The sequence below is a fragment of the Achromobacter sp. FW305-C-30-7 genome (assembly GCF_058783105.1).
Genome location: NZ_JBYSYI010000005.1, coordinates 342,820 through 368,495 on the forward strand (window position 1 = coordinate 342,820; position 25,676 = coordinate 368,495).

The following is a 25,676-nucleotide window of genomic DNA, read 5'->3' on the forward strand; positions in this document are numbered from 1 at the left end:
GCAGGCGCCGCGCGCTCAAGCGCGTTCGCCGCTGACCGACTCGTACACCAGTGTTGCCAGCGTCAGGTCTTCGAGTGCGCTGCCCACGGCTTTGAACACGGTGATTTCCTGGTCGCCGCGGCGGCCCGGCAGTTCACCGGCGGCCAACTGGTGCAGGTCGCCGCGGATGTCCTCGTGTTTGAGCGTGCCGGCCTCGAAAGCGGCCAGCAGGTCGCCGGACTTGGTGGGCGCTTCGCTGGTGTCCACGTAGACCGAGGTACCGTCGAAGCAGGCCGCGTCGGTCTCGCGCATTTCGGGTTTGAAGCTGCCGATCAGGTCCAGGTGCACGCCCGGACGCAGCCAGGCGCCGTGGATCAGCGGCACGGTGGACAGGGTGGCGCAGCTGATGATGTCGGCCTGACGCGCGGCGGCTTCCAGGTCGCTGGCGGCCTCGGCATCGAAGCCCTGCGCGCGCAGCTCGCCGGCCAGCTTCTCGGCGCCGGCCGCGCGCACGTTCCATACCAGCACGCGCTGGATGGGGCGCACGCTGCGCATGGCCTGCGCCACCAGGCCGGCGATGCGGCCGGAACCCACGATCAGCAGCGTGCTGGCGTCGGCGCGCGCCAGGTAGTCCGCGCCAAGCGCGGCCGCGCCCGCCGTGCGGTAGGCGGTGACGATGTCGCCGTCCACCTGGGCGATGGGCACGCCGGTGGTGGCGCTGTACAGGTTGTAGGTGGCGTGCAGGCCCGGCAGGCCCAGATGCGTGTTCTCGGGGAAGATATTGATGATCTTCACGCCGAAGTAGCCGCGGTCGCTCCAGGCCGGCATGATCAGCGAGGTGCCGTGCGCATTGCCCGACTGGATGGCGTGGACATGCCGCGGCGGCACGGTGGCGCTGCCGCGGAAGGCTTCCCGCAGGGCGGGAATGACGGCGTCGAAGGACAGGGCGTTGCGGGTTTGTTCGGTGTCGATGAAGCGCATGGGTTGTTGCCTGCTGCGGGTCGTTCAGTCTGAGGGCCAGCAGGCAGTCTAGCAGCGCGGGCGGCGTCCGCCCGCGCCGCGTCGTGGTTGAGTGCAGCGTCTAGTCGATGGCAGCCGTGGGCAGCGGATCGCCGGCGCCGGTGCGTTCGACGATGAGCTTGTAGTGCTGCGGGTTGCGGTGCTTGGCGAAATTGAACACGTGGTCGCGGAAGGCCTGGCCCATGGCCAGGTCGATGTTGGCGGTGATCACTTCGTCTTCTTCGCCGCTTGCGCGCGCCACGATTTCGCCGGACGGTGCGACGATCATGGAGCTGCCTATCATGTGGTGGCCGTCTTCGTGGCCGCACTTCGCGGCGGCGCCGACCCAGACCGCGTTCTGGTAGGCGCTGGCCTGCAATACGATCTCGTGCGTGGTGGTGCGCAGATGCGCGGGCTCGTTCCAGTGGATATTCAGGGACGGCGTGTTGTAGCCCAGCACGATCAGCTCGGCGCTTTGCAGCGACATGACGCGATAGGTCTCGGGCCAGCGGCGATCGTTGCACAGGCACATGCCGATCTTCACGTCGTTGGTTTCCCAGACGCCAAAGCCCAGGTCGCCGACTTCGAAGAACTTCTTCTCCAGGTGCTGGAACGGCGCGCCGATCTTATGGTCCGAGTGGCCTGGCAGGTGGATCTTGCGGTACTTGCCGATGATTTTGGCGCTGCGGTCCACCAGGATGGCGGTGTTGAACTGGCGGCCTTCGGGCGTCAGTTCGGCATAGCCCAGGTAGAAGCCTATGCCCAATTCGCGCGCGGCGTCGAACAGCGGCTGCACGTCGGCGTTGGGCATGCTTTTCTCAAAGTAGCGCTCGACGGCTTCAGCGTCCTCCATCCAGTAGCGCGGGAAGAACGTGGTCAGCGCCAGCTCGGGGAAGACGACGAATTCCGCCTTGCGGGCGGCGGCCTCGCGCATCATTTCCACCAGGCGGCGGACCACGGCGGCGCGCGTATCGGCAAGGTTTACTGCGCCCATCTGGGCGACCGCCAGGCCCATCTTGCGGGCGGGGTATGCATTACTCACGATGTGGATCTCCAGGCTGAAGGCGCAAGCATGCATCCGCGGGCCGAAATCGGGAACCGCTGTCCGGACTGGCGGCGCGCGCCGCCGGATGCGACGGGATTCACTCCAAGGCCCTGATTCAGCGGGGAATTTCACCGTGGCGGCAGAGACCGTCCCGGCCTCATGCATAACGCGGCGTCATGGAGTCCATGCAAAGTTTTATATCGGGTTTCCCCGTATGCCAGCGCTCAGAGGGCCTTGAAGGTCTTGAGATGGATGCTGGTTTCGGTGGCGGCGATGCCCTTGAGCGTGCGCAGGCGGTCCAGCACTTCGGACAGCTGGTCGATGGTAGGCACGCGCAGCTCGGCCAGCAGGTCCCAGCGGCCGTTGGTGTCGTGCAGTCCCGCCACGCTGGGCTCGCCCATCAGCAGGCTCACGATCTTGCGGGTTTCATGGCCTTCGACGGCGATGCTCATCCAGGCGACGATGTCCTCGGTCTCGACTTCGGGGCGCAGCCGCACGGTATAGCCGCGGATGATGCCCCGCTCTTCCAGTTTGCGGATGCGGTTGTCGATGGTGCCGCGCGAGACATCGAGCTTCTTCGCCAGCGTGGCGACCGACATGCGGGCGTCGGCGCGCAACAGGCCGAGCAGGTTCTGATCCAGCGTATCCATTGTGAAAAATGCTATTTATGGCTATCAGAATGGCAGAATCTTAGCGTTTTGTGTGGATTGTTGTCACTATTAATTGGTTTGCCCATCCCCCAGAATTTCTGTTCCATAACTCGGGGAGAACAAATTGACGACGCTGCTTTCAACTTCCGATGTGGCCAAAATCGTGGCCCTGCAAGGTCCGCGACAGGTCTTCGCCGGCCTGCTCGACTACTTGCTGGCGGACTTTCTGCGATGGCAGGAGTTCGACAAAAGTGCGCGGGTGGCCAGCCATTCGGCGACCGGCGTGATCGAATTGATGCCCACCGCCGACAGCGAGTACTACACCTTCAAGTACGTGAACGGCCATCCCGGCAATCCGCAGGCCGGCCTGTCCACCGTGATGGCGTTCGGCGCGCTGGCGCAGGTCAGCACGGGCGAGCCGCTGCTGATCAGCGAACTGACCCTGACCACGGCGCTGCGCACGGCCGTGACCTCGGCCCTGGCGGCGCGCGCGCTGGCCCGGCCGGACTCGCGCAAGATGGCATTGATCGGCAACGGCGCGCAAAGCGAGTTCCAGGCGCTGGCCTTCCATTACCTCCTGGGCATCGACACCCTGCACGTCTATGACGTGGACGCAGGCGCCACACGCAAGCTTGAAAGCAATCTGGCTTCAGTGCCCGGCTTGCGCGTGGTGCGCTTCGATAGTGCGGCTGAGGCGGTCAAGGGCACGGACGTCGTCACCACGGTGACGGCGGACAAGGCCTACGCCACCATCCTGACCGCGGACATGGTCGAGCCGGGCATGCACATCAACGCCGTGGGCGGCGACTGCCCGGGCAAGACGGAGCTGCACGCGGATGTGCTGCGGGCCGGGCCGGTGTTCGTGGAATACGAGCCGCAGACGCGCATCGAGGGCGATCTGCAGCAGATGCCGGCCGATTTCGCAGTGACGGAACTGTGGCGGGTGCTGACGGGCCAGGCCGCTGGCCGCAAGCAGCCGGCGGAAGTGACCATCTTCGATTCGGTGGGTTTTGCGCTGGAGGACTTTTCGGCGCTGCGCTGGCTGCGCGATGCCGCCATTCGCCATGGCGTGGGCGCCCGCATCGAGGTCGCGCCGCAATCGCCCGATCCGAAGAACCTGTTCGAGGTGGTGCGGGCGGCTACGCCGGTGCTGGCAAGGGCTTAGCGCTCGCGCGCCGACGTGGTGGAACGCGCCGGCGCCAGTACGATGGCGGCCGCGAATGCGGCCGCAGTCATGTTCACGCCCGGCTGGGCGTTTCAACCGGCGGTGTGCCGTCGTGGAACAGCGACTTCAGTTGCGATCGCAGCTCGGGCGTGTCGGCATGCTTGTGCACCGTGGTTGCATGCTGCACGGCCGCCTCCAGCAATTCGCCTTCGGAATCCGCCGCGAGGGCTACCGAGCAGTTCATTTCACTGGGGTACTCGCGGCAATCGATGTATTTGCGAGTCATGAGGGGTCTCCCTGCGCGCAGGCTGGCAGGGCTCTGCGCAAGAGCATCCGGCGCGCGGCGCGGGACGTCCGGGCCGTTGGCGCGTCGCAGCGGCGGGGGCGGTCTGAAAAGTATAGATCTGGCGCCGCCGATCCGGCGCAATTCGCAAGACGCGGTTCGCACTAGTGCGCGGGCACCGGTGCGAGGGCAGCGCGCTTCAGAACGTGACGCGCTGCTTCAAGCCCTTGGCAATCATCGCGATGTCGATGTCCTTGCCCGGATTCTTCAGGCAGAAGTCATACAGCACGGCCACGTAGGCATTGCCCAGCAGCTTGGTGATGGTGCCGGCGGTGGTGGCGGCGATGGTGCCGCCCACCGCGCTGCCTGCGCCGGGGATGAACTTCAAGAGCCCGGAGACCACCGAGCGCCCGATCAGCGTGGCGGCGGACGCGCCCAGCGTGGAGGTGACCAATGTGGTGATGGCGGCGGTGTCCAGTTCCATGCCGAAGGTGATGCCGATCTTGGCGATCATGCCGACCTGGATGGGCACCAGCGCGAACGCGTCCGAAAACGGAATGGGGGCGGCGGCGGCCGAGGCGGCCAGGCCGGCGGCCACGTTGACCTCTATCTCAGCCCGCTTTTTTTTTACTTCCAGGGCCTTCTTGTTGCGGGTGGACAGCGCGTTGGCATAGGCCCGCTGCTGCGCCTCGGGGATGTGCAGGGCGGTAGCCTCGATCAGGTTGTCCAGGCCCATGGGCGGCAATTCCGCGTCCAGCTCCTCGATCCATTCCGGCAGCGCGCGCACCGCCACCACCTGCTTGGCGCGCGGCAGCAGCTTGCGCGCTTCGTCGACGAAGGGGCTGTTCTTGCGCGCCTTGGTCAGTACCGCCACGACGGGGATGCCGGCGTTGGACAGCATGTCGCACAGTTCGATTTCGGCGTCTTCGACGCGGTGGCTGCTGTCCTGGATGCAAAGCCAGGCCACGTGCAGGTGCTTGTCCTGGTCGTCGGAGGCGGAGCGTTCCCGGATCAGGTCGGCCAACTGCTGGCGCGAGCGTTCGTAGTCGCCGACTTCCAGGCCGCGCGTGTCGATGATGGTGAGCGGATGGCCGGCGCGGGTGAATTCCTGGGTGGACTGGGTGACGGGCTTGCCCGCGCCCGTCTTGGCCAGGTCGCCCCGGAACACGGCATTGAGCAACGTGCTCTTGCCCACGCCGGTCTTGCCCGCGACCAGGATGTTCACGCGCCCGGCGCCGCGCGTGGCGGTGCTGATGGCGTCCGCGATGGCGTCCTGCAATTGGGGCGTGTCCATGCGGGGCGTGCTCATGAGGTGTGCGGGAAGATAGGCATGGGGATGATTCTATCGAGAAACGCGCGCGGCCATCAGGCGCCGCCGGAGACGCCGTAAAGATGGGCCGGTTCGGGGAAGGTCCGCGTCCGGACTTCGCCCGCATAGGCTTGCGCTGCCTGCTGGATGCGGCCGGCCAGGTCGTCGTAGCGTTTCACGAAGCGCGCGGTGCGGTCGAACATGCCCAGCATGTCGTCCACCACCAGCACCTGGCCGTCGCAGCGGCCGGACGCGCCTATGCCTATGGTCGGGCAGGCGACGGCTTCGGTGATCGACGCCGCCAGCGGCTCGACCACGCCCTCGATCACCAGCGAGAACGCACCGGCATCCGCCACCGCGGCGGCATCGGCGGCGATGCGGGCATATTCGGCTTCGCCGCGGCCGCGCGCGCCGTAGCCGCCCAGGATGTTCACGGCCTGCGGCGTCAGGCCCACATGGCCCATCACCGGGATGCCGCGCGCGGACAGGTAGGCGACGGTGGGCGCCATGCTCTGCCCGCCTTCCAGCTTGACCGCGGCCGCGCCGGTTTCCTTCAAGATCCGAGCGGCGGAACGGAAGGCCTGTTCGGGACTTTCTTCATAGCTGCCGAAGGGCATGTCGATGACGATCAGCGCGCGTCGCGAGCCGCGCACCACGGCGGCGCCGTGCGCAATCATCATGTCCAGCGTGACGGGCACCGTGGTAGGTAGTCCGTAGATCGTCTGTGCCAGGCTGTCGCCCACCAGCAGGGCATCGCAATGCGGGTCCAGCAGCTCGGCCATGCGCGCGGTGTAGGCCGTCAGCATCACCAGCGGCTCCTGGCGCTTGCGCGCACGGAATGCCGGCACGCTCAGGCGTGGCGCGCTGGCCGCAGCCGCAGCGGCGTTCAGGGTGGCGGTCGTAGACATCGAAATCCTTCCTATCCAGGGTTGAGTGCTTGAATCGGGACCTTGCGATACCCGCATCGTAGCGGAAGGCCGTGGGGGCTCGCTTAGCGCATGGCGTAGCCGCGCAGGCAAATCTTTGCGGCAAAACGTAATCGAAATTTTTGCGGCGCGTGACGCCATGCCCTGTGGAAAACGTTCGCAACTAATTTGGGGACGTTTTGGCGTTTACTCAAAAGCGTTACATCTTCAAGGGTTCACTCGCTTTTTCGATAGGTTCGGCTGCGTAGAATTCGCCGCTTACAAGCTTATTTCGCGGCTTCCGCGCAACATCGCTCATGCCTAGCCCCGGGCTTATTCCACGCTTGCTGCGTTCGCGTCCGCTGACCAAGAGCCTGCGTTACTTCTATCGCCACACCCGGCCCGCCGCATACCGCCACAACGAAACCCTTTGGCCTTTCGTGGCCCTGCAGCGCGATGCGCAGGGGCGGCTGACCGGCTGCGAACTGCGCGGCGTGCAGGGCCCTGCCATCACGCCCCTGGATCGGCTGCCGCGCGACATCGGCGCGGACGCCCATCTGATACTCAGCGGCCCGTCCGTGGCCCAGATCGACTACGCGCGCTGCCGGCTGGACGTGGCGATGGGCGTCAATGGCTCGATCGCGTTGCGGCGCCAGCACCCTTCCCTGCGCTTCGATTACTACGCGATGCTGGATGCGGGTTTCGTCAACCGCAGGCGCGAACTGGTGGCGGAAGTGCTGGCGCAGGACCTGACGCTGTTCGTCACGCCCGAGGTCTACCGCTGGATCGGCTTCCTGTTCGACCGCCGTTCCGTGCGCTGCCGCATCGCGCTGTTCGAAGAGGTGCACCAGCGCGCGCTGCAACCGCGCGCCCGTCCCGAGGAACTGGAAGCGCGGCTGGCCGACGATCCCGGCCTGGTGCTGTTCGACGCCCGCAATCCGGTGCATGCACATGGCTTCAGCCTGGACCCGACGCGCGGCCTGTTCGGCGGCGGCACGGTGGCCTACACGGGCTTGCAGCTGCTGGCGTGGCTGGGCGCGAAAACCATCTACCTGCACGGCCTGGACCTGACGGCCGCGGCAGGACCCCGATTCTATGAAAGCGCGGCAACGCAGCTGTCCACCGCGCTGGACCGGCAATTCTCTGGACATATCGAACCCGCGTTCCGGCAAGCCAGCCGGCTGCTTGGCAAACGCGGGGTCAAGGTCTACAACCTGTCTCCCGCCAGCCGGCTGGGGGATGACGTGTTCGAGAAGCGCGACTGGAGCTGCCTGCTGCCCGAGCAGCCGATTTCGAGTATGACCCCATGAAGATTCTGTACACCAATTTCCACCAAGGCGATGGCGGCGGTCACACCACCTACGTGATGTCGCTGGCGCGCATCCTGTGCGAGAAGTCGCAGGTGACCGTGGCCGCGCCTGCCAGCAGCCGTCTGCTGGCCGAGGCCGCCGCCCTGCCCGGCGTGCGCACGCTGGCCCTGGAGTTCAAGAGCCGCCCGTTGCAGCAGCTGCGCGCGCTGCGCCAGCTGCGGGCCCTGCTGCGCGAGCAACAGTTCGATGTGATCCACGCCAACGGTTCCGCCGATCACCGCCTGTGCATGCTGGCGACCGTGGGCATGGGCGCGCGGCGCCCTTTCATGGTCTATACCCAGCACACCGACCGCAGCGCCAATAGTCTGGGCGCGCGGGTACGCGCCAAATGGGGCACCAATCGCGTCATCTGCGTGTGCAGCCACACGTTCCGCCGCATGAAGCAGTCGGTCTTCCGCAACGAGGACCTGCGCGTGGTGCATAACGGCGTGGATACGGAAAAATGCAGCCCCGCCTCGCGGCGCGAGACGGCGCAGGCGCGCGACAGCCTGCTGCCCGAGGGCATGCAGGGCCGGCTGGTCATCGGCAGCAATGCCGGCACCGCGGTCTACAAGAATTGGATGGACATGGTGACCGCCGTGTCCATGCTGCCCGAAAACCAGCGGCGGCAGGTGGTGGTGCTGATCGCTGGCAAGCTGCCGGACGCGGAGCAGATGCAGCGCGTCCTTGAACTGGGCATGTCGGATCAGGTGGTGTTCACCGGCCTGCTGGATGATGTCGGCCCTTTCCTGTCGGCGTTGGACGTGGGCTTTGTGCTGTCGTCCAAGTTGGAGACGATTTCCTTCGCCTGCCGCGAGATGATGGCGGCGGGCAAGCCTGTCATCGTGAGCGCAGTGGGCGGCCTGCCCGAAAACGTCACCGACGGCCGCGATGGCTGGGTGGTGCCGCCGGCATCGGTGGACAGCATCGTGCAGGCGCTGTCGCAGATCCTGGAAAATCGCGACGCCCTGGGCGTGATGGGCGCCGAAGCCCGCAGCACGGCGCTGCGGGAGTTTTCGCTGACCACGTTCGTCGGCAAGACCGAGCGCGTCTACCGCGAAAGCCAGGCGCAGCCGGCCTGACGGCCGCGCCCGGCGTTCACTTTTACTCGCTGTACGTCTTGGTGCTGTACAGGCTCGCCGGCAACAGGTTCAGCACCGGCAGACCGCTGGCCGGATCCTTGGCCTGTTTGTCGATGTAGGCCTGGAGCACGTCGGCGTCCAGCACGCCGATGTCCTGGCGGCGCGAGGCAGGCACGTTGGCCAGGGTCTTGTAGCCGTCGCCGCCGGTGGCGTTGAAACTCAGCACGAACAGCTTGTAGCTGCGGCTTGCGTCCAGCGGCAGCCAGTTGCCGCTGGCCTGGTCCCGCACTTCGACATTGGACACGCGGTTGCCCTGGGCCTGGGCCGCATTCACGTCCCAGCGCAGTCCGCCGGCATACGGATAGGGGCCGGTGGAGCCGCCCGCGCCGTAGACTGCCTGCATGCCGTCTTCCAGCATGCTCTTGACCTCGGCGCCGGTCACGTCCAGGCGCCAGAGCATATTGCCGAAAGGCACGACCTCGATCACGTTGGCCGCCGTCACGTTGCCCAGCAGCGGCACGCGCACTCCGCCGCCGCTTTGCAGCGAGATGTCGGCGCCGCCGTAGCTGGCGTTGGCCACGTCCAGATAAGCCTGCGCCACCAGTTGCTGGATGTCGCCGCCGCGCAGGCTGACGCTGCCCAGGGTGTTGCAGGCAGCGCTGGAGCGGCTGTAGTCGCGCGAACCGGGACCGCCCGGCACGCGCCGGGAGCACAGCTCTTGCGGCACCGATGCGACCAGGCTGCGGCTGAACTGGTCAACCTTGGCCTTGAACGGCTGCAGCACGGCCGTGGCCTGCGCGTCCGGCGCCTGCATGCGCAGGAAACCGCTGGCCAGAACGTCGGCCTGGATCGCTGCCTCGTCCGCGGCCGAGGGTGCGGCGCCGGCCACCTTCAGCGGGCCGTCCATCAGCACGTGCGGCGTGCCGGCGCAGGCGGTGACGTCGCCGTTGGCGTCGAAGCTGACCTTCAGCTCGCCCACCACTTGCGAGTACTCCCAAGCCTGCACCAGGCAGACGCGCTTGCCGTCCTTGTCCTGCAGCACGGTGGGATAGGCGCCGGCGGGCGAACCCACGCCATAGTCCGCCATGGACGCGGGACCCAGCAGCGTGTGCGAGTCGCCGCCCACCACCACGTCCACGCCGCTCAACTGCGCGATCACCTGCTTGTCGTAGTCGTAGCCGATGTGGCTCATCACCACGATTTTGTTCACGCCCTGCGCGCGCAGCGCGTCGATCTGCTGTTGCGCCGCCGCGGTCTCGTCGGAGAACACGGTGCCGGCGTCCGGGCTGGAGGATTGCTGGGTCTTGGCGGCGATGGTCAGGCCGACCAGGCCGATGTCCTGGCCGTCGCGCTTCAGGACCACGGCGGGCTTGACCATCCCGGGGGCGCGCGACGGATTCAAGGCCGAGCCCGCGGCGAACGTGACGTTGGCGCTCAGCACGGGCGTCTGGCAGGCGCCCGCATGCAGCAGGTCGATGAAGCGCTTCAAGCCGCTGTCGCCCTTGTCGAACTCGTGGTTGCCCAGGGTCATGGCGTCGAAGCAGACGGTGTTCATCATCGCCGCGTCGGCCTCGCCGGGCTCGCCGGCGCGGTTGAAGTACAGCGTGCCGGTGGTGGCGTCGCCCGCGTGCAGCTTGAGCACGTTGGCGGACTGCGAGGCCAGCGCATTGATCGCGCCGGTCACCCGCGGGAAGCCGCCGGTGTCGGCGTTCACGGCCACGCGCGAGCCGGAAGCGGTCTTGAGCTTCAGGTCCTTCTTCTTGCTGTCCAGGTTGGAATGATGATCGTTGATGTGCAGGATCGTCAGTTCCATTGCCCGGCCAGGGACCGGCTGTTCGGGCTGTTCGACGGGCTTGTCGTCATCGTCGTCACCGCCGCCGCAGCCGGCCAAAAGCGCCAGGGCGCTCAGCATGGCCGCGCCCGCGTTCCTCTTCCACGTGTTCATTCGCGTGTACCCCTCTGTCATCGGAGGGCGAATGGTCGCGGGTCAAGATGACGCGGAAATGAATGACAGTGTTGTCATGTGGCGGAGCGACATGTCGCATGCCTGTCATGGAAAAGCAACGGGCCCGGCGCATGGCGCGCCGGGCCCGTCGTTGCCGCAAAGGTTCGTGCTTAGTAGTGGATGACCGTGCGGATCGACTTGCCTTCATGCATCAGGTCGAAGGCTTCGTTGATGCGTTCCAGCGGCAGCGTGTGCGTCACGAACGGGTCCAGATCGATCTTGCCGCTCATGGCGTCTTCGACCATGCCCGGCAGCTGCGTGCGGCCCTTGACGCCGCCGAAGGCCGAACCGCGCCAGACGCGGCCGGTGACCAGCTGGAACGGACGGGTGCTGATTTCCTGGCCGGCGCCGGCCACGCCGATGATGATGCTCTCGCCCCAGCCCTTATGGCAGCATTCCAGCGCGGCGCGCATCACGTGCACGTTGCCGATGCACTCGAACGAGAAGTCCACGCCGCCGTCGGTCATTTCGACGATGACGTCCTGGATCGGCTTGTCGTGGTCCTTGGGGTTGACGCAGTCGGTGGCGCCCATGGCGCTGGCCAGCACGAACTTGTTGGGGTTGGTGTCCACGGCGATGATGCGGCCGGCCTTGGCCTGCACCGCGCCCTGGATCACGGCCAGGCCGATGCCGCCCAGCCCGAACACGGCGACGGTATCGCCTTCCTTGACCTTGGCGGTATTGTGCACGGCGCCGAGGCCGGTGGTGACGCCGCAGCCGAGCAGGCAGACCTTTTCATGGGGGGCGGCCGGGTTGATCTTGGCCAGCGAGATCTCGTTGACCACCGTGTACTCGCTGAAGGTCGAGCAGCCCATGTAGTGATAGAGCGGCTTGCCGTCGTAGCTGAAGCGCGAAGTGCCGTCGGGCATGACGCCCTTGCCCTGGGTGGCGCGCACCTTCTGGCACAGGTTGGTCTTGCCGGACAGGCAGAACTTGCATTCGCGGCATTCGGCCGTGTAGAGCGGAATGACGTGGTCGCCCGGCTTGAGCGAGGTCACGCCTTCGCCGACTTCGACCACCACGCCCGCGCCTTCATGGCCCAGCACGGCGGGGAACAGACCCTCAGGGTCGTCGCCGCTGAGGGTGAAGGCGTCGGTGTGGCAGACGCCGGTATGGGTGATCTTCACCAGCACCTCGCCGCGCTGCGGCGGCGCGACGTCGATTTCAACGATTTCCAGCGGCTTGCCGGGTCCGAATGCGACTGCTGCGCGTGATTTCATAGCTAGGGCTCCACGTATGTCAGATAGCGTTATTTCAAGTAGGAACGGACCAGGCGCATCAAGAGGTCGATCTCCGCTTCGGGTTCGATCGTGGCGTCCTGGCGACCGCCCTGGGCGGATTGGAGGAAGGTTTCACGCAGATGGCTTTCCAGCACCTCGGCCATCAGGCCGGTGGCGGCGCCGCGCAAGGCGGCCAGCTGCTGCAGCAACGCGCCGCATTCCGTGCCTTCGTTCACGGCCCGCTCCAGCGCCAGCGCCTGGCCCTGGATGCGTCGCAAGCGGGTGACGACGCGTTTTTTCTCTTCCGGGGAGTGCGGCACGGCAGGCTCCGATAAATACAGGGGGGGAGTATAGGGAATCTGGCGGCTCCCGTCTACCAACATACTCCGGCGCGGCGGTCCATGCATAGGGCCGCCAGCGGCTGCGGCTCGCGCGGCGCCGCGGCGCAAGCAATCTGTACCTGTCTATACTAGGCGCTGTCCGCTACCGGCCGCCCCGCGCCGCACTACAGGATTTTCCGTGGCCTCGAACCCTCCCAAATTGCCCATCCAAGCCAATGCTCCCCCTGCTCCGCTCTATGCGCAGGTCAAGCAGATGATCGCGCAGCAGATCCGCAGCGGCGCATGGCCAGAACACTACCGGGTGCCCTCGGAAAGCGAACTGGTCGATGAGCTGGGGTTCAGCCGCATGACCATCAACCGCGCCCTGCGCGAGTTGACGGCCGAGGGGCTGCTGGTGCGCATGCAGGGCGTGGGCACCTTCGTGGCCCAGCCCAAGGCGCGCTCGGCGCTGTTTGCCGTCAACAACATTGCCGACGAGATCGCGGCGCGCAAGCATCGCCACCACAGCCGCGTGGTCCGGCTGGCCGAGGAGCCCGCGGGCGCCGAGCAGGCGCTGGCGCTGGACATCCGCGCGGGGCAGCCGGTGTATCACTCGATCATCGTCCACTATGAAGACGACGTGCCGATCCAGCTGGAGGATCGCTATGTGAATGTGCGGTTGGCGCCGGACTATCTCAAGCAGGATTTCACGCAAAGCACGCCATACGAATACCTGACGCGCGTGGCGCCGCTGAGCGAAGGCGAACATGTGGTCGAAGCCATCCTGGCCAAGCCGCGCGAATGTCAGTTGCTGCAGATCGAGCGCGATGAGCCCTGTCTGCTGATCAGCCGCCGCACCTGGTCCGGCGACCATGCCGTCACGCTGGCCCGTTTGATTCATCCCGGTTCCCGGCATCGCCTGGAAGGCAAGTTCACCTCATGACGCAACCTGAAGTCCATCTTTACCGCGCTGCCGACTATCCGCGCATGCCCTGGCGCAACGGCGGCGGCACCACGCAGGAAGTCGCCTGCAACCCGGGCGGCAGCGCCGCTGCGTTCGATTGGCGCCTGTCCATCGCCGATGTGGCCCAGGACGGCGGCTTTTCGGCTTTCACGGGTTGTCAGCGCATCATCACCGTGCTGGAAGGCCAGGGCATCCAGCTGACCGTGGACGGCAGCGAGCAGGCGCCGCTCGGGCCGCGCCAGGCTTATGCCTTTGCGGGCGACGCGCGGGTGCAGTGCCGCTTGTTGGACGGACCGATACGCGACTTCAACCTGATCTATGCGCCCGCGCGCTGGCATGCGCGGTTGCAATGGGTGGCGGGCGCGGGACCGTGGACCTTTCACAGCGCCGCGCGCGACGTGCTGGTGATGACCGCCGGCGGTGTTCTCACGGTGCGCATCAATGGCGCGCCGCACGCGCTGCCGGCGCGCTACGACTGCCTGCACGCCGTCTCCACGGACGGCCTGGTCGAGTACCGGCTGCAAGCCGATGCGCCGCTGGACGCCTGCGTGATCGAGCTGCTGCCGCGCGCCGCCGCGATGTAGTGCTGTATTGGGCTGTTTCGAAGCAAAGCCGGGACGCTCGTTCCGGCTTTTTTATTACGGGTAATCCCTGATAAAAATTCGACTCTTGCTAGCTTGTATATACAAGCATAGGCATCCTATGATGACGGCATGCGCGGCGCCCGTATCGGGCGCGCAGCCGAACCGATCAAGGAGAGCCTCTTGGACAACTCGAACCGATACCGCGATGTCGTCATCCGCGCGCCCCGCGGCAAGCAATTGAACGCCAAGAGCTGGCTGACCGAAGCCCCCTTGCGCATGCTGATGAACAATCTGGACCCCGACGTGGCCGAGAACCCCAAGGAACTGGTGGTCTACGGCGGCATCGGCCGCGCCGCGCGCGACTGGGACTGCTACGACAAGATCGTCGAGTCGCTCAAGAACCTGAACGAGGACGAAACCCTGCTGGTGCAGTCGGGCAAGCCCGTCGGGGTCTTCAAGACCCACGCCAACGCGCCGCGCGTGCTGATCGCCAATTCCAATCTGGTGCCGCATTGGGCCACCTGGGAACACTTCAACGAACTGGACGCCAAGGGCCTGGCCATGTACGGCCAGATGACTGCGGGCAGCTGGATCTACATCGGCAGCCAGGGCATCGTGCAGGGCACCTACGAGACCTTTGTCGAGGCGGGCCGCCAGCACTACGACGGCAACCTCAAAGGCCGTTGGGTGCTGACCGCGGGCCTGGGCGGCATGGGCGGCGCGCAGCCGCTGGCGGCCACGCTGGCCGGCGCCTGCTCGCTGAACATCGAATGCCAGCAGGCCAGCATCGACTTCCGCCTGCGCACCCGCTACGTGGACGAGCAGGCCCGCGACCTGGACGACGCGCTGGCGCGCATCGCCAAATACACGCAGGAAGGCCGCGCCGTTTCCATCGCCCTGTGCGGCAACGCCGCCGAGGTGCTGCCCGAGCTGGTGCGCCGCGGCGTACGCCCCGACATGGTCACGGACCAGACCAGCGCGCACGATCCGCTGAACGGCTACCTGCCGGCGGGCTGGACCTGGCAGGACTACCGCGCCCGCGCCAAGCGCGAACCGGCCGCCGTCATCAAGGCCGCCAAGCAATCGATGGCCGTGCACGTGCAGGCCATGCTGGCGTTCCAGCGCCTGGGCATCCCCACCTTCGACTACGGCAACAACATCCGACAGATGGCCAAGGAAGAAGGCGTGGCCGACGCGTTCGATTTTCCCGGTTTCGTGCCGGCCTACATCCGGCCGCTGTTCTGCCGCGGCGTGGGCCCGTTCCGCTGGGCCGCGCTGTCGGGCGATCCGCAAGACATCTACAAGACCGACGCCAAGGTCAAGGAACTGATCCCCGACGATGCGCATCTGCACCGCTGGCTGGACATGGCGCGCGAGCGCATCAGCTTCCAGGGCTTGCCGGCGCGCATCTGCTGGGTGGGCCTGGGCCAACGCGCCAAGCTGGGCCTGGCGTTCAATGAAATGGTGCGCTCGGGCGAGCTGTCGGCGCCCATCGTCATCGGCCGCGATCACCTGGATTCGGGCTCCGTCGCCAGCCCCAACCGCGAAACCGAATCCATGCGCGACGGCTCGGACGCCGTGTCCGACTGGCCCCTGCTGAATGCGCTGCTGAACACCGCCAGCGGCGCCACCTGGGTGTCGCTGCACCATGGCGGCGGCGTGGGCATGGGCTTCTCGCAGCATGCCGGCATGGTCATCGTGTGCGACGGCACGGACGAGGCCGCCGCGCGCATTGGCCGCGTGCTGACCAACGATCCGGGAACGGGCGTCATGCGCCATGCCGATGCCGGCTACGAAGAGGCCATCGAGTGCGCCAAGGAGCAGAGCCTGAACCTGCCCATGCTTGCGGGCAAGCGCTGATACTAAGCCGCCCATACCAGCGGGTTGCTGTTGCGCCCGCGACCGTAGACTAGCCATGACCGAGACAACACGATGACTCAGGACAGCCAGGCAGCAAGAGGGCCGCTCATCGAGCGGCGCTCGATAGATTTCATTCCCGAAGACGAGCGCCACGGCAAGCTCTACAGCCAGTTCACGCTATGGATGGGCGCCAATCTGCAGATCACCGCCATCATCACCGGGGCGCTGGCCGTGGTGCTGGGAGGAGACGTGTTCTGGTCGTTGATCGGGTTGTTCGTCGGACAAATCTTCGGCGGCGCAGTCATGGCGCTGCATGCGGCCCAGGGGCCCAAGCTGGGGCTGCCGCAGATGATCTCCAGCCGCGTGCAGTTTGGCGTCTACGGCGCTGCCATACCCATCGCGCTGGTGTGCCTGATGTACCTGGGATTCACGGCCACGGGCACGGTGCTGTCGGGACAGGCCCTGGGCCAGTTGTTCGGCGTGAGCGATACCGTCGGCATCCTGATCTTCGCGGCGGTGATCGTGGCGGCGACGCTGTTCGGTTACCAGGTGATCCACATCATCGGGCGCATCGCGACCGTGCTGGGCATCATCGCCTTCTTTTACCTTTTCAGCCGGGTGATCGCGCTGGGCGACGTGGGTCAGCTGCTGCAGATCCGCCATTTCACATGGAGCTCCTTCCTGCTGGCGGTGTCCCTGGCGGCCTCGTGGCAGATCGCCTACGGCCCCTATGTGGCGGATTACTCGCGCTATCTGCCGAGCCGGACCTCTTCCTTCAAGACCTTCCTGGCGGTGGGTCTGGGTTCCGTGCTGGGCGCGCAGATCGCCATGGTGCTGGGTGTGCTGGCCGCGGCCATGGCGGCCGGCCAGTTCGCCGGGCGCGAGGTTGCCTACATCGTGGGACTGGGCGGCACGGGAACCATGGCGGCGTTGCTGTACTTCACCATCGCGTTCGGCAAGGTCACGATTTCCACGTTGAACTCGTATGGCAGCTTCATGTGCATCGCGACCATCGCCAGCGGCTTTCGCGGGCATGTGGAGATTTCCCGCCGGCAGCGCGCGCTGCTGGTGCTGGTCATCGTCGCCGCGGCCACGGCCGTGGCGTTGATCGGGCAGCATTCCTTCCTGAACGCCTTCAAGTCCTTCATTCTCTTTCTGCTGGCGTTCTTCGTGCCATGGAGCGCGGTCAACCTGGTGGACTATTACTTCGTCAGCCGCGGGCAATACGACGTAGCGGCGCTGTCGGATCCGAACGGCCGCTATGGCCGCTGGAACTGGCCGGGCATCCTGGTCTATGTGTTCGGGGTGCTGGTGCAGATGCCCTTCATTTCCACCAAGCTCTACACTGGTCCGATGGTCGAGCGCCTGGGCGGGGTGGATATCTCGTGGATCATCGGACTGGTCGTGCCCAGCATCCTGTATTACCTGTTCGCGCGCCGGGAAGCCCCGCCACAACATCGCGGCGCCGCCCGCGCGCCGATATCGACCCCCACGCCATGACGCCGGAACGTGCCTAGGAGACCCACAATGGAATTGCATCTGAAACCCGGCCTCATGACGCTGGCCGACTTGCGGCGCGTCTATCAACAGCCGGCGCGCGTGACGCTGGACCCGGCAGCGGCCGGGCCTATCGAGGCCAGCGTGGCCTGCGTCGAGCGCATCATCGCCGAAGGCCGCACGGCCTACGGCATCAACACCGGCTTCGGCCTGCTGGCCGCCACCCGGATCGCCCGCGAGGACCTGGAGTCCTTGCAGAGTTCGTTGGTGCTGTCGCACGCGGCCGGGGTCGGCGAGGCGCTGGACGACGCGATGGTGCGGCTGATCATGGTGCTGAAGATCAACAGCCTGGCGCGAGGCTATTCGGGCATCCGCCGCAAGGTCATCGACGCGCTGATCGCGCTGGTCAATGCCGAGGTCTATCCGCATATTCCGTTGAAGGGATCGGTGGGCGCGTCGGGTGACCTCGCGCCGCTGGCGCATATGTCGCTGCTGTTGCTGGGCGAGAGCAAGGCGCGCCATCGCGGCGCCTGGCTGCCCGCGCGCGAAGCGCTGGCCCAGGCGGGGCTGGAGCCCCTGACGCTGGCGGCCAAGGAAGGCCTGGCGCTGCTCAACGGCACCCAGGTTTCGACGGCCTATGCGCTGCGCGGCCTGTTCGAGGCCGAGGACCTGTTGGCGGCTGCGCTGGTTTGCGGCAGCCTCAGCGTGGAGGCCATGCTGGCCTCGCGCGCGCCGTTCGACGCCCGCATCCACGCCGCGCGTGGTCAGCCAGGTCAGATCGACGTGGCCGCCGTGTACCGCGACCTGTTGACCGAGGACAGCGAGGTCGGCCATTCGCACGTGAACTGCGACAAGGTGCAGGATCCCTATTCGCTGCGTTGCCAGCCGCAGGTGATGGGCGCCTGCCTGACGCAGATACGCCATGTGGCGCAGGTGCTGGAGATCGAGTCCAATGCGGTCTCCGACAATCCGCTGGTGTTCGCGGAACAGGGAGACGTGGTTTCGGGGGGCAACTTCCATGCCGAACCTGTGGCGCTGGTGGCCGATAATCTGGCGCTGGCGCTGGCCGAGATCGGCGCGCTATCGGAACGCCGCATCTCGCTGATGATGGACAAGCACATGTCGCAACTGCCGCCGTTCCTGGTGAGCAACGGCGGCGTCAACTCGGGCTTCATGATCGCCCAGGTGACTGCGGCGGCGCTGGCCAGCGACAACAAGGCGCTGGCGCACCCCGCCAGCGTGGACAGTCTGCCCACCTCGGCCAACCAGGAAGACCATGTGTCCATGGCGCCCAATGCCGGCAAGCGGCTCTGGCCCATGGCCGAGAACGTGCGCGACATTCTGGCGATCGAGTGGCTCGGCGCCTGCCAGGGCCTGGATTTCCGCCAGGGCCTGAAGACCGCGCCCAAGCTGGAGCGCGCCCGCAGCCTGTTGCGCGAGAAAGTGGCGCACTACGAACGGGACCGGTTCTTCGCGCCCGACATCGAGGCGGCCAGCCAGCTTATCGCGGCGCGCGGGCTGACGGCGCTGGTGCCGGCGGGCCTGCTGCCCAGTCTTTGAAGCCGGCGCGCAACAGGAGCAAATGCATGAGACAGGTCTGGCGCAATTGCCACGCGGCCACCATGGCCCAAGGCCAGTATTCCGTGATCGAACGGGCCGCGGTGGTGACGCGGGATGATCGCATCGAGTGGATCGGCCCCGAGGCGCAATTGCCGCCGGCCGACGCCGCGCGCGAGCACGACCTGGGCGGCGCCTGGCTGACGCCCGGCCTGATCGACTGCCACACCCATCTGGTGTTCGGCGGCAACCGCAGTCAGGAGTTCGAGCAGCGCCTGCAAGGCGTGGACTACTCGACCATTGCCGCGCAAGGCGGCGGCATCGCCAGCACCGTGCGCGCCACCCGCGCCGCCAGCGAAGACGAGCTCTACGCCAGCGCGCGCCAGCGGGCCTTGCACCTGATGCGCGACGGCGTGACCACGCTGGAGGTGAAGTCCGGTTATGGCCTGGATCTGCCTAACGAGCGCAAGATGCTCAGGGTGGCGCGGCGCCTGGGTCAGATGCTGCCGCTGACCGTCAGCGCGACCTGTCTGGCCGCGCACGCGCTACCGCCGGAATACGCGGGGCGCGCGGACGACTACATCGACGAAGTCGCGCGCCGCATGTTGCCGGTATTGGCGGCCGAGGGCCTGATCGACGCGGTGGATGCGTTCTGCGAGCATCTGGCATTCACGCCGGACCAGGTCGAGCGCGTGTTCCAGGCCGCGCGCGAACTGGGCCTGCCGGTGAAGCTGCACGCCGAACAGTTGTCGCCGCTGCACGGCGCGACCCTGGCCGCACGTTATGGCGCCTGGTCGGCAGACCACCTGGAACACCTGACCGAAAGCGATGTACTGGCGATGGCGGGGGCCGGCACGGTGGCGGTGCTGCTGCCCGGCGCGTTCTACGCCCTGCGCGAGACCAAGCTTCCTCCCATCGACCTGTTGCGCCGCCATGGCGTGCCCATCGCCATCTCCAGCGACCTGAATCCCGGCACTTCGCCCGTGCTGTCGCTTCGGCTGATGTTGAGCATGGCCTGCACGCTGTTCCGGTTGACGCCCGAAGAGGCGCTGGCCGGGGCGACCACGCACGCGGCGAAGGCGCTGGGCCTGCAGGCCACGCATGGCACGCTGGAAGCGGGCAAGTACGCGGACTTCGTCGCCTGGGAAGTGCAGCACCCATCCGAGCTGGCCTACTGGATAGGCGGCGACCTGCCCAAGCGGGTGGTCCGGCACGGTGCGCTGGTCGACGCCGCAACGCTGGCCTGACCCAGGCAGATCCGGACAGGATCGCGCCCGCAACGGACGGTTTGAGCCGGTCCGCGTTCGCAACCGCGACAGGCGGTCTACCATGCGTGCATGACGCGCCCATCCCGGGACGCGCGATCGGATTGGGTGTGGGTATGCGGATATGCATGATGGAAGGACCGGCTGATCTGGAGCCCACAGGTGCGACGTGGGAAGGCATGGCCGAACGCATAGGCGAACTAGCACCGGACCTGCTGGTGACCAATGAAATGCCGTTCGGGCCCTGGCTGGCCGCGGATCCTCAGTACGACGCCGCGCGCGCGGCGGATTCGGTGCGCATCCATGAGGCCGGCCTGGACGCTCTGGCCGCGCTGGGGGTGCCGGCTCTCGTGTCGTCGCGGCCGGTGCACGCGGGCGCAAAGCTGGCGAACGAGGCGTTTGCCCTGCAGGACGGCCGCTACACGCGCTTGCATCACAAACAGTACTTTCCGGAGGAACCGGGCTATTTCGAAGCGACCTGGTTCCATTCCGCCATGGACGGTTTCGAGGTATTCGAGGTGGGCGGCATACGCCTGGGGGTGCAGCTGTGCACTGAACTGATGTTCAACGAGCGCGCGCGCGCCTATGGGCGTGCGGGCGCGGAGTTGATCGTGGCGCCGCGCGCCAGCAGCGCGTCGACGCGCCGGTGGCTGACGGCGGGCGCGATGGCGGCGCTGGTGTCGGGCTGCTATGTGGTCAGTTCGAACCGCGCGGGGCGCACGGCGTCGGGACAGGTATTCGGGGGAACGGCGTTCGCCTTCCAGCCCGATGGCGAACCCCTGGCGCAATCCAGCGATACCGAATCCATCGTGGCGATCGAGGTGGATCCGGCCCGTGCGCGCGCGCAGAAGTCGCTATACCCGTGCTACGTCCGCGAGTAGCGCGGCGCTAGCGCGTCGAGCCGGCCTGCGCCGGCTCGGTCGCGTCAAAGCGCAGCCGCGAAAAGCTGGCGACGCAGGCCAGTGCGGCGCAGCCGCAACCCAGCCACAGCGCGGCGATGGCGCCGTGGGTGCTGGAAACATTGAAACAGGCGGCCACCAGGGCCGCGCCCGAGGACTGTCCCAAGAGCCGCACCGTTCCTATCATGCCGCTGGCGCCGCCGGCTCGCGAGGCCGGCGCTGACATCATGATGGCGCGCAGGTTGGGCGATTGGAAGAAGCCGAATCCGGCACCGCAGATGGCCATGCGCCAGCAGATGTCCCACACCGAAGGCGAAGCCGGCATCAGCGCCAGCGCCGCCATGCCCAGCGCCAGCAGCGCCAGGCCCACGCCGCCCAGCGCGCCGGCCGCATAACGGTCGGACAGCCGTCCGGCGATGGGCGCCATGATCGCCACCACCACCGCCCAGGGCGTGATGAGAAAGCCGGTCTGCACCTGGCTGTAGCCCAGCATGGTCTGAAGCATGAACGGCAGCGACACGAAAGCCAGCGCCTGGGCTGCGAAGGCGCAGACGGCGGTGGCGGCGGACAAGGCGAACAAGGGCCGGCGCAGCAGGTCCACCGCCAGGATGGGCGCGGGATGGCCCGCCTGCCGGCGCATCAGCAGCCACAGGCTGGCCGCGGCGACGCCCCATTCCAGCGCTACGCGCGGCAGGGGGGCGGCGTGCGCCAGTTCGTTCGCGCCCAGTACGAACAAGCCCAGCGTCAGGGCGCATAGCGCCGCTGCCAGCCCGTCGAAGCGATGCGGCGCGCGCACGGTTTCGGGCAGCTTGCGCAGGCCCAGCGCGAACGCCAGCAGGCCGATGGGCACGTTGATCAGGAACAGCCAGTGCCAGGATCCCAGCAGCAGGATGGTCGAGGCCACGGTGGGCCCTGCCGCGAAGGCGATGCCCACCACCATGGCATTCAGTCCCAGGCCGCGGCCCAGCAGGCGCGAGGGGTAGATGAAGCGCAGCAGGGCGCCGTTGACGCTCATGACGCCGGCCGCGCCCAGGCCCTGTAGCACCCGCGCCGTCACCAGCGTGGGCAAGGACGGCGCCAGGCCGCTGGCCAGCGAAGACAGGATGAAGATCGCCAGCCCCACGATGTAGACGCGCCGGTGGCCCAGGATCTCGCCCAGGGCGGCGGCCGGCAGCAGGCCCGCCACCATGGCCAGCTGATAGCCGCTGACGATCCAGATGGAGCCCGCGTCGCTGGCCTGCAGGTCGCGCGCAATCGTAGGCAGCGCCGTGTTGGCGATGGCGGTGTCCAGGCTGGCCATGCATAGCGCCAGCATGACGGCGAGGAGCGCGCCCGGGCGTTCGGAAGCCGGCAGGCCGACGCCGGCCGGGTAGACGGTATGGCGGGAAAACGAGAGCATGTGCGGGACCACTGGGGCTAGGCGTCCGGGCAGAGGGCCGGCGCGCCGCGATCACTGATTCTAGAACGTGTTAAGAAACGCGGCTGGCGGGCCTCCGAAGCGACCGGCTTTCCTTGCGGGATTTTTCTCCTTATCCTGCCGCCTTGCGCGGAGCCGGTCCGCATCCGCGAGGAGTCATCGAAACATGCAATTTGCCGTATCCCGGCGCCGCCGCAGGCTCTTGTCGGCGTTCGCGCTGGGCGCCCTGGGCGCCGCAGTGGCAGGGCGTTTGCGCGCCACGCCCTTGACGCGCATCCTGGTTGGCTTCCCGCCGGGGGGCGGGGTGGATGTGATCGCCCGTCTGCTGGCGCGGCAGCTGGAGGCCGGCCTGGGCGAAGTGGTGCTGGTCGAGAACCGGCCCGGCGCGGGCGGCATGCTGGCGGCGCAGGAGCTGTTGGCCGCGCGGCCGGATGGACACACCCTGCTGTTCACCAATGACCACGCGCTGGCCATCGTGCCGCATATTGCGAAGCAGGCCGGTTATGCCTCGCCGGGCGATTTCGCCGCCGTGGCGCAGATGACGGACCAGGCCGCCATGGCGCTGGCGGTCAGGGCGGATTCGCCTCTGCGCAGCCTGAACGACCTGCGCGCGCACCAGGATGCGCTGTTCGTGGGGGTGCCGGCGCCCGGCAGTGTGCCGGAGCTTGCCCTGGAATTGCTGGATGCTCATCTGGGCGTGGTGGCGACTGCGATCCCATACGGGGGCGGCGCGCCGCTGGTGACTGATCTGCAGGGAGGTTATCTGGCGCTGGGCCTGACCTCCCTGGCCGAATTGCTGGACCCTGTGCGTGCAGGGCGGCTGCGTCTCCTGGCGATCTCGGGTTCCGCCCGGCATCCGGATGTGGCTGACGTTGCCACCTTCGCCGAACAAGGCGTGGCCGGGCTGGAGCGCGGCGGCGTGGCCGGCCTGTTCGCGCCGCGCGGCGTGGCGCCGGCCCGCATCGAGCAATTGCAGCAGCAGGTGGCGCAGGCGCTCGAATCCGAAGAGGTTGTCGCGCAACTGCGCTTGCAGGGCTCGCGGGTGAGGTTCGGCGATGCGGCCACCCTGGCGCGCAACATGGACGCCGTCCATCAGGCTTGGGCGGAACGCGCCCAAGCCTGGCGGGCGCGGCCGGCTACAGGGACTCCGGGTCGCGTCGCAGCGAAAAGCCCTGCGCCTCGTTCATCGCCAGATAGCTGACGTTGCGCGACACCACCGGCGGCTTGTCGCCGGCATGCAGCGCGCGCACCTTGTCCAGCACCATCTTGTCCTCCAGCGTCATGCGGTCGATCATGCGCAGGTATTGCATCCAGCTTTCCACCAGGAATACTTCGCGCCAGACCCCTTCGCGCTCCAGGTCGCGGAACAGCTGCCACTGCTGCGCGCCGTTGCGCAGCCGCATGAGCCGCAGCGGATGCGCCGCGCCGATCAGCGCGGACAGCTTGTCTTTCTCGATCAGGTATTCGACCGCGACCAGCACCGCGCCGTGCTGCGTATTGAAGCCGGCCGCGGCCATGGTCGGCTCGGTGCTGTCGGCGCGCGCCAGCGATGAGGTGTCCAGGTGTTCGGGCAGGCGCGAGCGGTACATGAGCGCGACGGTGATGCCCAGCATGATGCCGGCGGTGGCCAGGGCGCCGGAAACGCCCATGGTGCCGGCGAAGTGGCCCCACATGAAGGACCCGGCCGCCAGGCCGCCGAAGATGGCCGTCTGGTACAGCGCCAGCGCGCGCGCCTTGACCCAGTCGGGCACCAGCATCTGGACGGTGGTGTTGTAGGTGGCCAGCACCCCGATCCAGCAGCTGCCCGACAGCAGCAGCGCCGGAAAGGCCACCCACAAGGTGCCGGTCAGGCCCAGCGCCAGCAGGCACGCGGCCAGCAGCGCGGCGGCCACGCTGACCAGGCCGCCCGCGCCCCAGGCGGCCTGCACCCGCCGCACGAAGGCGCTGCCGAGGATGGCGCCCAGGCCCAGCGCGCCCAGCATGTAGCCGTACAGCAGTGCGCTGCCGCCTTCGTGTTCATGGGCCAGCAGCGGCAGCAATGCCCACAGCGCGCTGGCGGACAGCCCGAAAGCGAAGGACCGCAGCATCACCACGCGCGTCACGGTGGAATGCTGGGTGTAGCGCAGCGCCGCCACCACGCCTTCCAGGATGCCTTCGGGCGGCAGGCGGCGCAGCGGCAGCTCGCGCCTCCAGCGCCAGATGGCCCAGATCAGGCCGCCATAGCAGAAGCAGTTCAGCAGGAACACCCAGGGCGCGCCCATGGCGCCCAGCAGCAGGCCGCCGATGGCCGGCCCGACCGCGCGCGCCACGTTGAAGTTGACGCTGTTCAGCAGCACCGCGCTGCCGACGTGGGCGCGCGGCACCTGTTCGCCGACGGCGGCCTGCCAGGCCGGCGTGACGATGGCGCTGCCGATGGCAATACAGAAGACGGACGCGATCAGCGTGATGGGATGCAGCAGCCCGGCGAAGGCCAGGATGGTGATGAAGACGCCGCCCGCCAGCTCCAGCAGCATGCCGGTCAGCATGACCTTGCGGCGGTCGTAGTTGTCCGCCAGCACCCCGGTCAGGATGGACAGCGCCACCAGCGGGAAGGCGGCGGCCACCTGGATCATGGCGACCATCAGCGGGCTGCTCTGCTCAGTGGTGATGATCCACGCGGCGGCGACGGATTGCGCCCAGGTGCCCAGGTTGGCGAACAGGTTGGCGATCCAGATGATGCGGAAGGCCGGAAACGCGAAGGGGGATAGCGTGCTCACCTGCAGCACGGGGGCGGGAGCGGCCGGCGCGTCCGCGGGCAGATCGGTGTTGGCCGAAACGGGTTGCAGCATGGAGTTCTTCCGGCGCGCCGGGTGGGCGCTCCTGTCGGGCGTGGTCTGGGTCGGGTAATGGTACGCCTAAGCCAGCGATCGATGGGAGCGCGCGCGGCCCCTCAGAGCGGCTGTGCGCCGCCCAGGGAGCTTGCTGCTTGCCAGCCCTACTGCTTGGCGGCGGGGGCCGCAGCCGGGGCCGGAGGATAAGCCTGATTCAGGTACTCCACGATCAGCGGAACCTGGTCGGCGGGGATGGGGGCGCCGTAGGTGCCCACCATCTTCTTGACCTCGGCATCCCAGAAGCCCAACGGCATGGGCGGCTGGGACGACACGTAGTCGACCGAATGGCACATCAGGCACAGGGCCGCGTGCTGCGCGCCCGCGCCCGCGCCGGGGTGCAGCGTGGCGGTTTCCTGGGGCAGCTTGATCTCCAGGGCCTGGGCGGCCGGGGACAGACAGGCGCAGGCCAGCGCAAGCGCCGGCAGGCAGCGACGGAAATGGCGGTTCATGGC

Annotated in this window: 23 protein-coding genes; 11 read left to right on the top strand and 12 right to left on the bottom strand. The window is 67.4% G+C overall.

All coding sequences use genetic code 11. The features are described 5' to 3' along the window. Positions 1 to 15: 15 nt before the first annotated feature. The 3 genes from lhpI to AC3WOB_RS18505 form a co-directional block, all read right to left on the bottom strand. Positions 16 to 960, bottom strand: coding sequence for a bifunctional Delta(1)-pyrroline-2-carboxylate/Delta(1)-piperideine-2-carboxylate reductase (gene lhpI, locus AC3WOB_RS18495; protein WP_013391029.1), 945 nt, complete (start codon positions 958 to 960; stop codon positions 16 to 18). A 100-nt stretch (positions 961 to 1,060) separates the two neighbouring features. After that, positions 1,061 to 1,993, bottom strand: coding sequence for an N-carbamoyl-D-amino-acid hydrolase (locus tag AC3WOB_RS18500; RefSeq protein ID WP_492275955.1), 933 nt, complete (start codon positions 1,991 to 1,993; stop codon positions 1,061 to 1,063). Positions 1,994 to 2,247: 254 nt separating this feature from the next. Then, positions 2,248 to 2,673 (bottom strand): Lrp/AsnC family transcriptional regulator, encoded by a 426-nt coding sequence (locus AC3WOB_RS18505; protein WP_013391031.1) that lies wholly within the window; start codon positions 2,671 to 2,673, stop codon positions 2,248 to 2,250. Positions 2,674 to 2,797: 124 nt separating this feature from the next. Between AC3WOB_RS18505 and ocd the strand changes: the two genes are divergently transcribed. Then, positions 2,798 to 3,838, top strand: coding sequence for an ornithine cyclodeaminase (ocd, locus tag AC3WOB_RS18510; protein WP_492275817.1), 1,041 nt, complete (start codon positions 2,798 to 2,800; stop codon positions 3,836 to 3,838). Positions 3,839 to 3,911: 73 nt separating this feature from the next. Here the strand turns inward: ocd and AC3WOB_RS18515 are convergent, their stop codons facing one another. The 3 genes from AC3WOB_RS18515 to panB form a co-directional block, all read right to left on the bottom strand. After that, positions 3,912 to 4,124, bottom strand: a complete 213-nt coding sequence (locus AC3WOB_RS18515; protein WP_013391033.1) for a DUF1059 domain-containing protein — start codon at positions 4,122 to 4,124, stop codon at positions 3,912 to 3,914. Positions 4,125 to 4,320: 196 nt separating this feature from the next. Then, positions 4,321 to 5,430 carry a YcjF family protein gene (locus AC3WOB_RS18520; RefSeq protein ID WP_041652082.1) on the bottom strand — a complete coding sequence of 370 codons (1,110 nt, stop codon included), beginning with the start codon at positions 5,428 to 5,430 and terminating at the stop codon, positions 4,321 to 4,323. Between the two features lie 56 nt (positions 5,431 to 5,486). Then, positions 5,487 to 6,338 (bottom strand): 3-methyl-2-oxobutanoate hydroxymethyltransferase, encoded by an 852-nt coding sequence (gene panB / locus AC3WOB_RS18525; RefSeq protein ID WP_013391035.1) that lies wholly within the window; start codon positions 6,336 to 6,338, stop codon positions 5,487 to 5,489. Between the two features lie 314 nt (positions 6,339 to 6,652). Here panB and AC3WOB_RS18530 point away from each other — a divergent pair, with 314 nt between their 5' ends. Next, positions 6,653 to 7,645, top strand: a complete 993-nt coding sequence (locus tag AC3WOB_RS18530; RefSeq protein ID WP_492275818.1) for a WaaZ-like lipopolysaccharide core biosynthesis protein — start codon at positions 6,653 to 6,655, stop codon at positions 7,643 to 7,645. After that, on the top strand, positions 7,642 to 8,766 hold the full coding sequence (locus tag AC3WOB_RS18535) for a glycosyltransferase family 4 protein (protein WP_492275819.1): 1,125 nt from the start codon (positions 7,642 to 7,644) through the stop codon (positions 8,764 to 8,766). The genes AC3WOB_RS18530 and AC3WOB_RS18535 overlap by 4 nt, the downstream gene beginning before the upstream one ends. 22 nt (positions 8,767 to 8,788) lie before the next feature. Here AC3WOB_RS18535 and AC3WOB_RS18540 read toward each other — a convergent pair whose 3' ends face one another. The 3 genes from AC3WOB_RS18540 to AC3WOB_RS18550 form a co-directional block, all read right to left on the bottom strand. Next, positions 8,789 to 10,711 (bottom strand): bifunctional metallophosphatase/5'-nucleotidase, encoded by a 1,923-nt coding sequence (locus AC3WOB_RS18540; RefSeq protein WP_492275820.1) that lies wholly within the window; start codon positions 10,709 to 10,711, stop codon positions 8,789 to 8,791. A gap of 170 nt (positions 10,712 to 10,881) precedes the next feature. Then, on the bottom strand, positions 10,882 to 11,991 hold the full coding sequence (locus AC3WOB_RS18545) for an S-(hydroxymethyl)glutathione dehydrogenase/class III alcohol dehydrogenase (RefSeq protein ID WP_013391039.1): 1,110 nt from the start codon (positions 11,989 to 11,991) through the stop codon (positions 10,882 to 10,884). Positions 11,992 to 12,020: 29 nt separating this feature from the next. Beyond that, positions 12,021 to 12,311, bottom strand: coding sequence for a metal-sensing transcriptional repressor (locus AC3WOB_RS18550; RefSeq protein WP_041652083.1), 291 nt, complete (start codon positions 12,309 to 12,311; stop codon positions 12,021 to 12,023). Between the two features lie 199 nt (positions 12,312 to 12,510). Here AC3WOB_RS18550 and hutC point away from each other — a divergent pair, with 199 nt between their 5' ends. From hutC to AC3WOB_RS18585, 7 genes are all read left to right on the top strand, one after another. Beyond that, complete coding sequence (hutC, locus tag AC3WOB_RS18555; RefSeq protein ID WP_013391041.1) at positions 12,511 to 13,254, top strand: histidine utilization transcriptional repressor HutC; 744 nt, start codon at positions 12,511 to 12,513, stop codon at positions 13,252 to 13,254. Further along, positions 13,251 to 13,859 (top strand): HutD/Ves family protein, encoded by a 609-nt coding sequence (locus AC3WOB_RS18560; protein ID WP_492275821.1) that lies wholly within the window; start codon positions 13,251 to 13,253, stop codon positions 13,857 to 13,859. Before hutC ends, AC3WOB_RS18560 begins: the two co-directional genes overlap by 4 nt. Positions 13,860 to 14,039: 180 nt before the next feature. After that, positions 14,040 to 15,719, top strand: coding sequence for a urocanate hydratase (gene hutU / locus AC3WOB_RS18565; protein WP_492275822.1), 1,680 nt, complete (start codon positions 14,040 to 14,042; stop codon positions 15,717 to 15,719). A 72-nt stretch (positions 15,720 to 15,791) separates the two neighbouring features. Continuing rightward, a complete protein-coding gene (locus tag AC3WOB_RS18570) occupies positions 15,792 to 17,219 on the top strand; it encodes a purine-cytosine permease family protein (protein WP_492275823.1) in 1,428 nt (475 codons plus the stop codon). Between the two features lie 27 nt (positions 17,220 to 17,246). Further along, positions 17,247 to 18,776, top strand: a complete 1,530-nt coding sequence (gene hutH / locus AC3WOB_RS18575) for a histidine ammonia-lyase (protein WP_492275824.1) — start codon at positions 17,247 to 17,249, stop codon at positions 18,774 to 18,776. A gap of 26 nt (positions 18,777 to 18,802) precedes the next feature. Next, positions 18,803 to 20,020: an imidazolonepropionase gene (gene hutI, locus AC3WOB_RS18580; protein ID WP_492275825.1), complete on the top strand. Its 1,218-nt coding sequence runs from the start codon at positions 18,803 to 18,805 to the stop codon at positions 20,018 to 20,020. Between the two features lie 146 nt (positions 20,021 to 20,166). Further along, positions 20,167 to 20,919: a carbon-nitrogen hydrolase family protein gene (locus AC3WOB_RS18585; RefSeq protein ID WP_492275826.1), complete on the top strand. Its 753-nt coding sequence runs from the start codon at positions 20,167 to 20,169 to the stop codon at positions 20,917 to 20,919. A gap of 7 nt (positions 20,920 to 20,926) precedes the next feature. On the opposite strand, the gene AC3WOB_RS18590 is transcribed toward AC3WOB_RS18585, so the two are convergent. Next, positions 20,927 to 22,336 carry an MFS transporter gene (locus tag AC3WOB_RS18590; protein WP_492275827.1) on the bottom strand — a complete coding sequence of 470 codons (1,410 nt, stop codon included), beginning with the start codon at positions 22,334 to 22,336 and terminating at the stop codon, positions 20,927 to 20,929. Between the two features lie 184 nt (positions 22,337 to 22,520). Here AC3WOB_RS18590 and AC3WOB_RS18595 point away from each other — a divergent pair, with 184 nt between their 5' ends. Beyond that, positions 22,521 to 23,555, top strand: a complete 1,035-nt coding sequence (locus AC3WOB_RS18595) for a tripartite tricarboxylate transporter substrate-binding protein (protein WP_492275828.1) — start codon at positions 22,521 to 22,523, stop codon at positions 23,553 to 23,555. Here AC3WOB_RS18595 and AC3WOB_RS18600 read toward each other — a convergent pair. After that, positions 23,491 to 25,182 carry an MFS transporter gene (locus AC3WOB_RS18600; protein WP_492275829.1) on the bottom strand — a complete coding sequence of 564 codons (1,692 nt, stop codon included), beginning with the start codon at positions 25,180 to 25,182 and terminating at the stop codon, positions 23,491 to 23,493. The genes AC3WOB_RS18595 and AC3WOB_RS18600 overlap by 65 nt on opposite strands. A gap of 146 nt (positions 25,183 to 25,328) precedes the next feature. Further along, a complete protein-coding gene (gene sorB, locus AC3WOB_RS18605) occupies positions 25,329 to 25,673 on the bottom strand; it encodes a SorB family sulfite dehydrogenase c-type cytochrome subunit (protein ID WP_492275830.1) in 345 nt (114 codons plus the stop codon). Between the last annotated feature and the right edge of the window lie 3 nt (positions 25,674 to 25,676).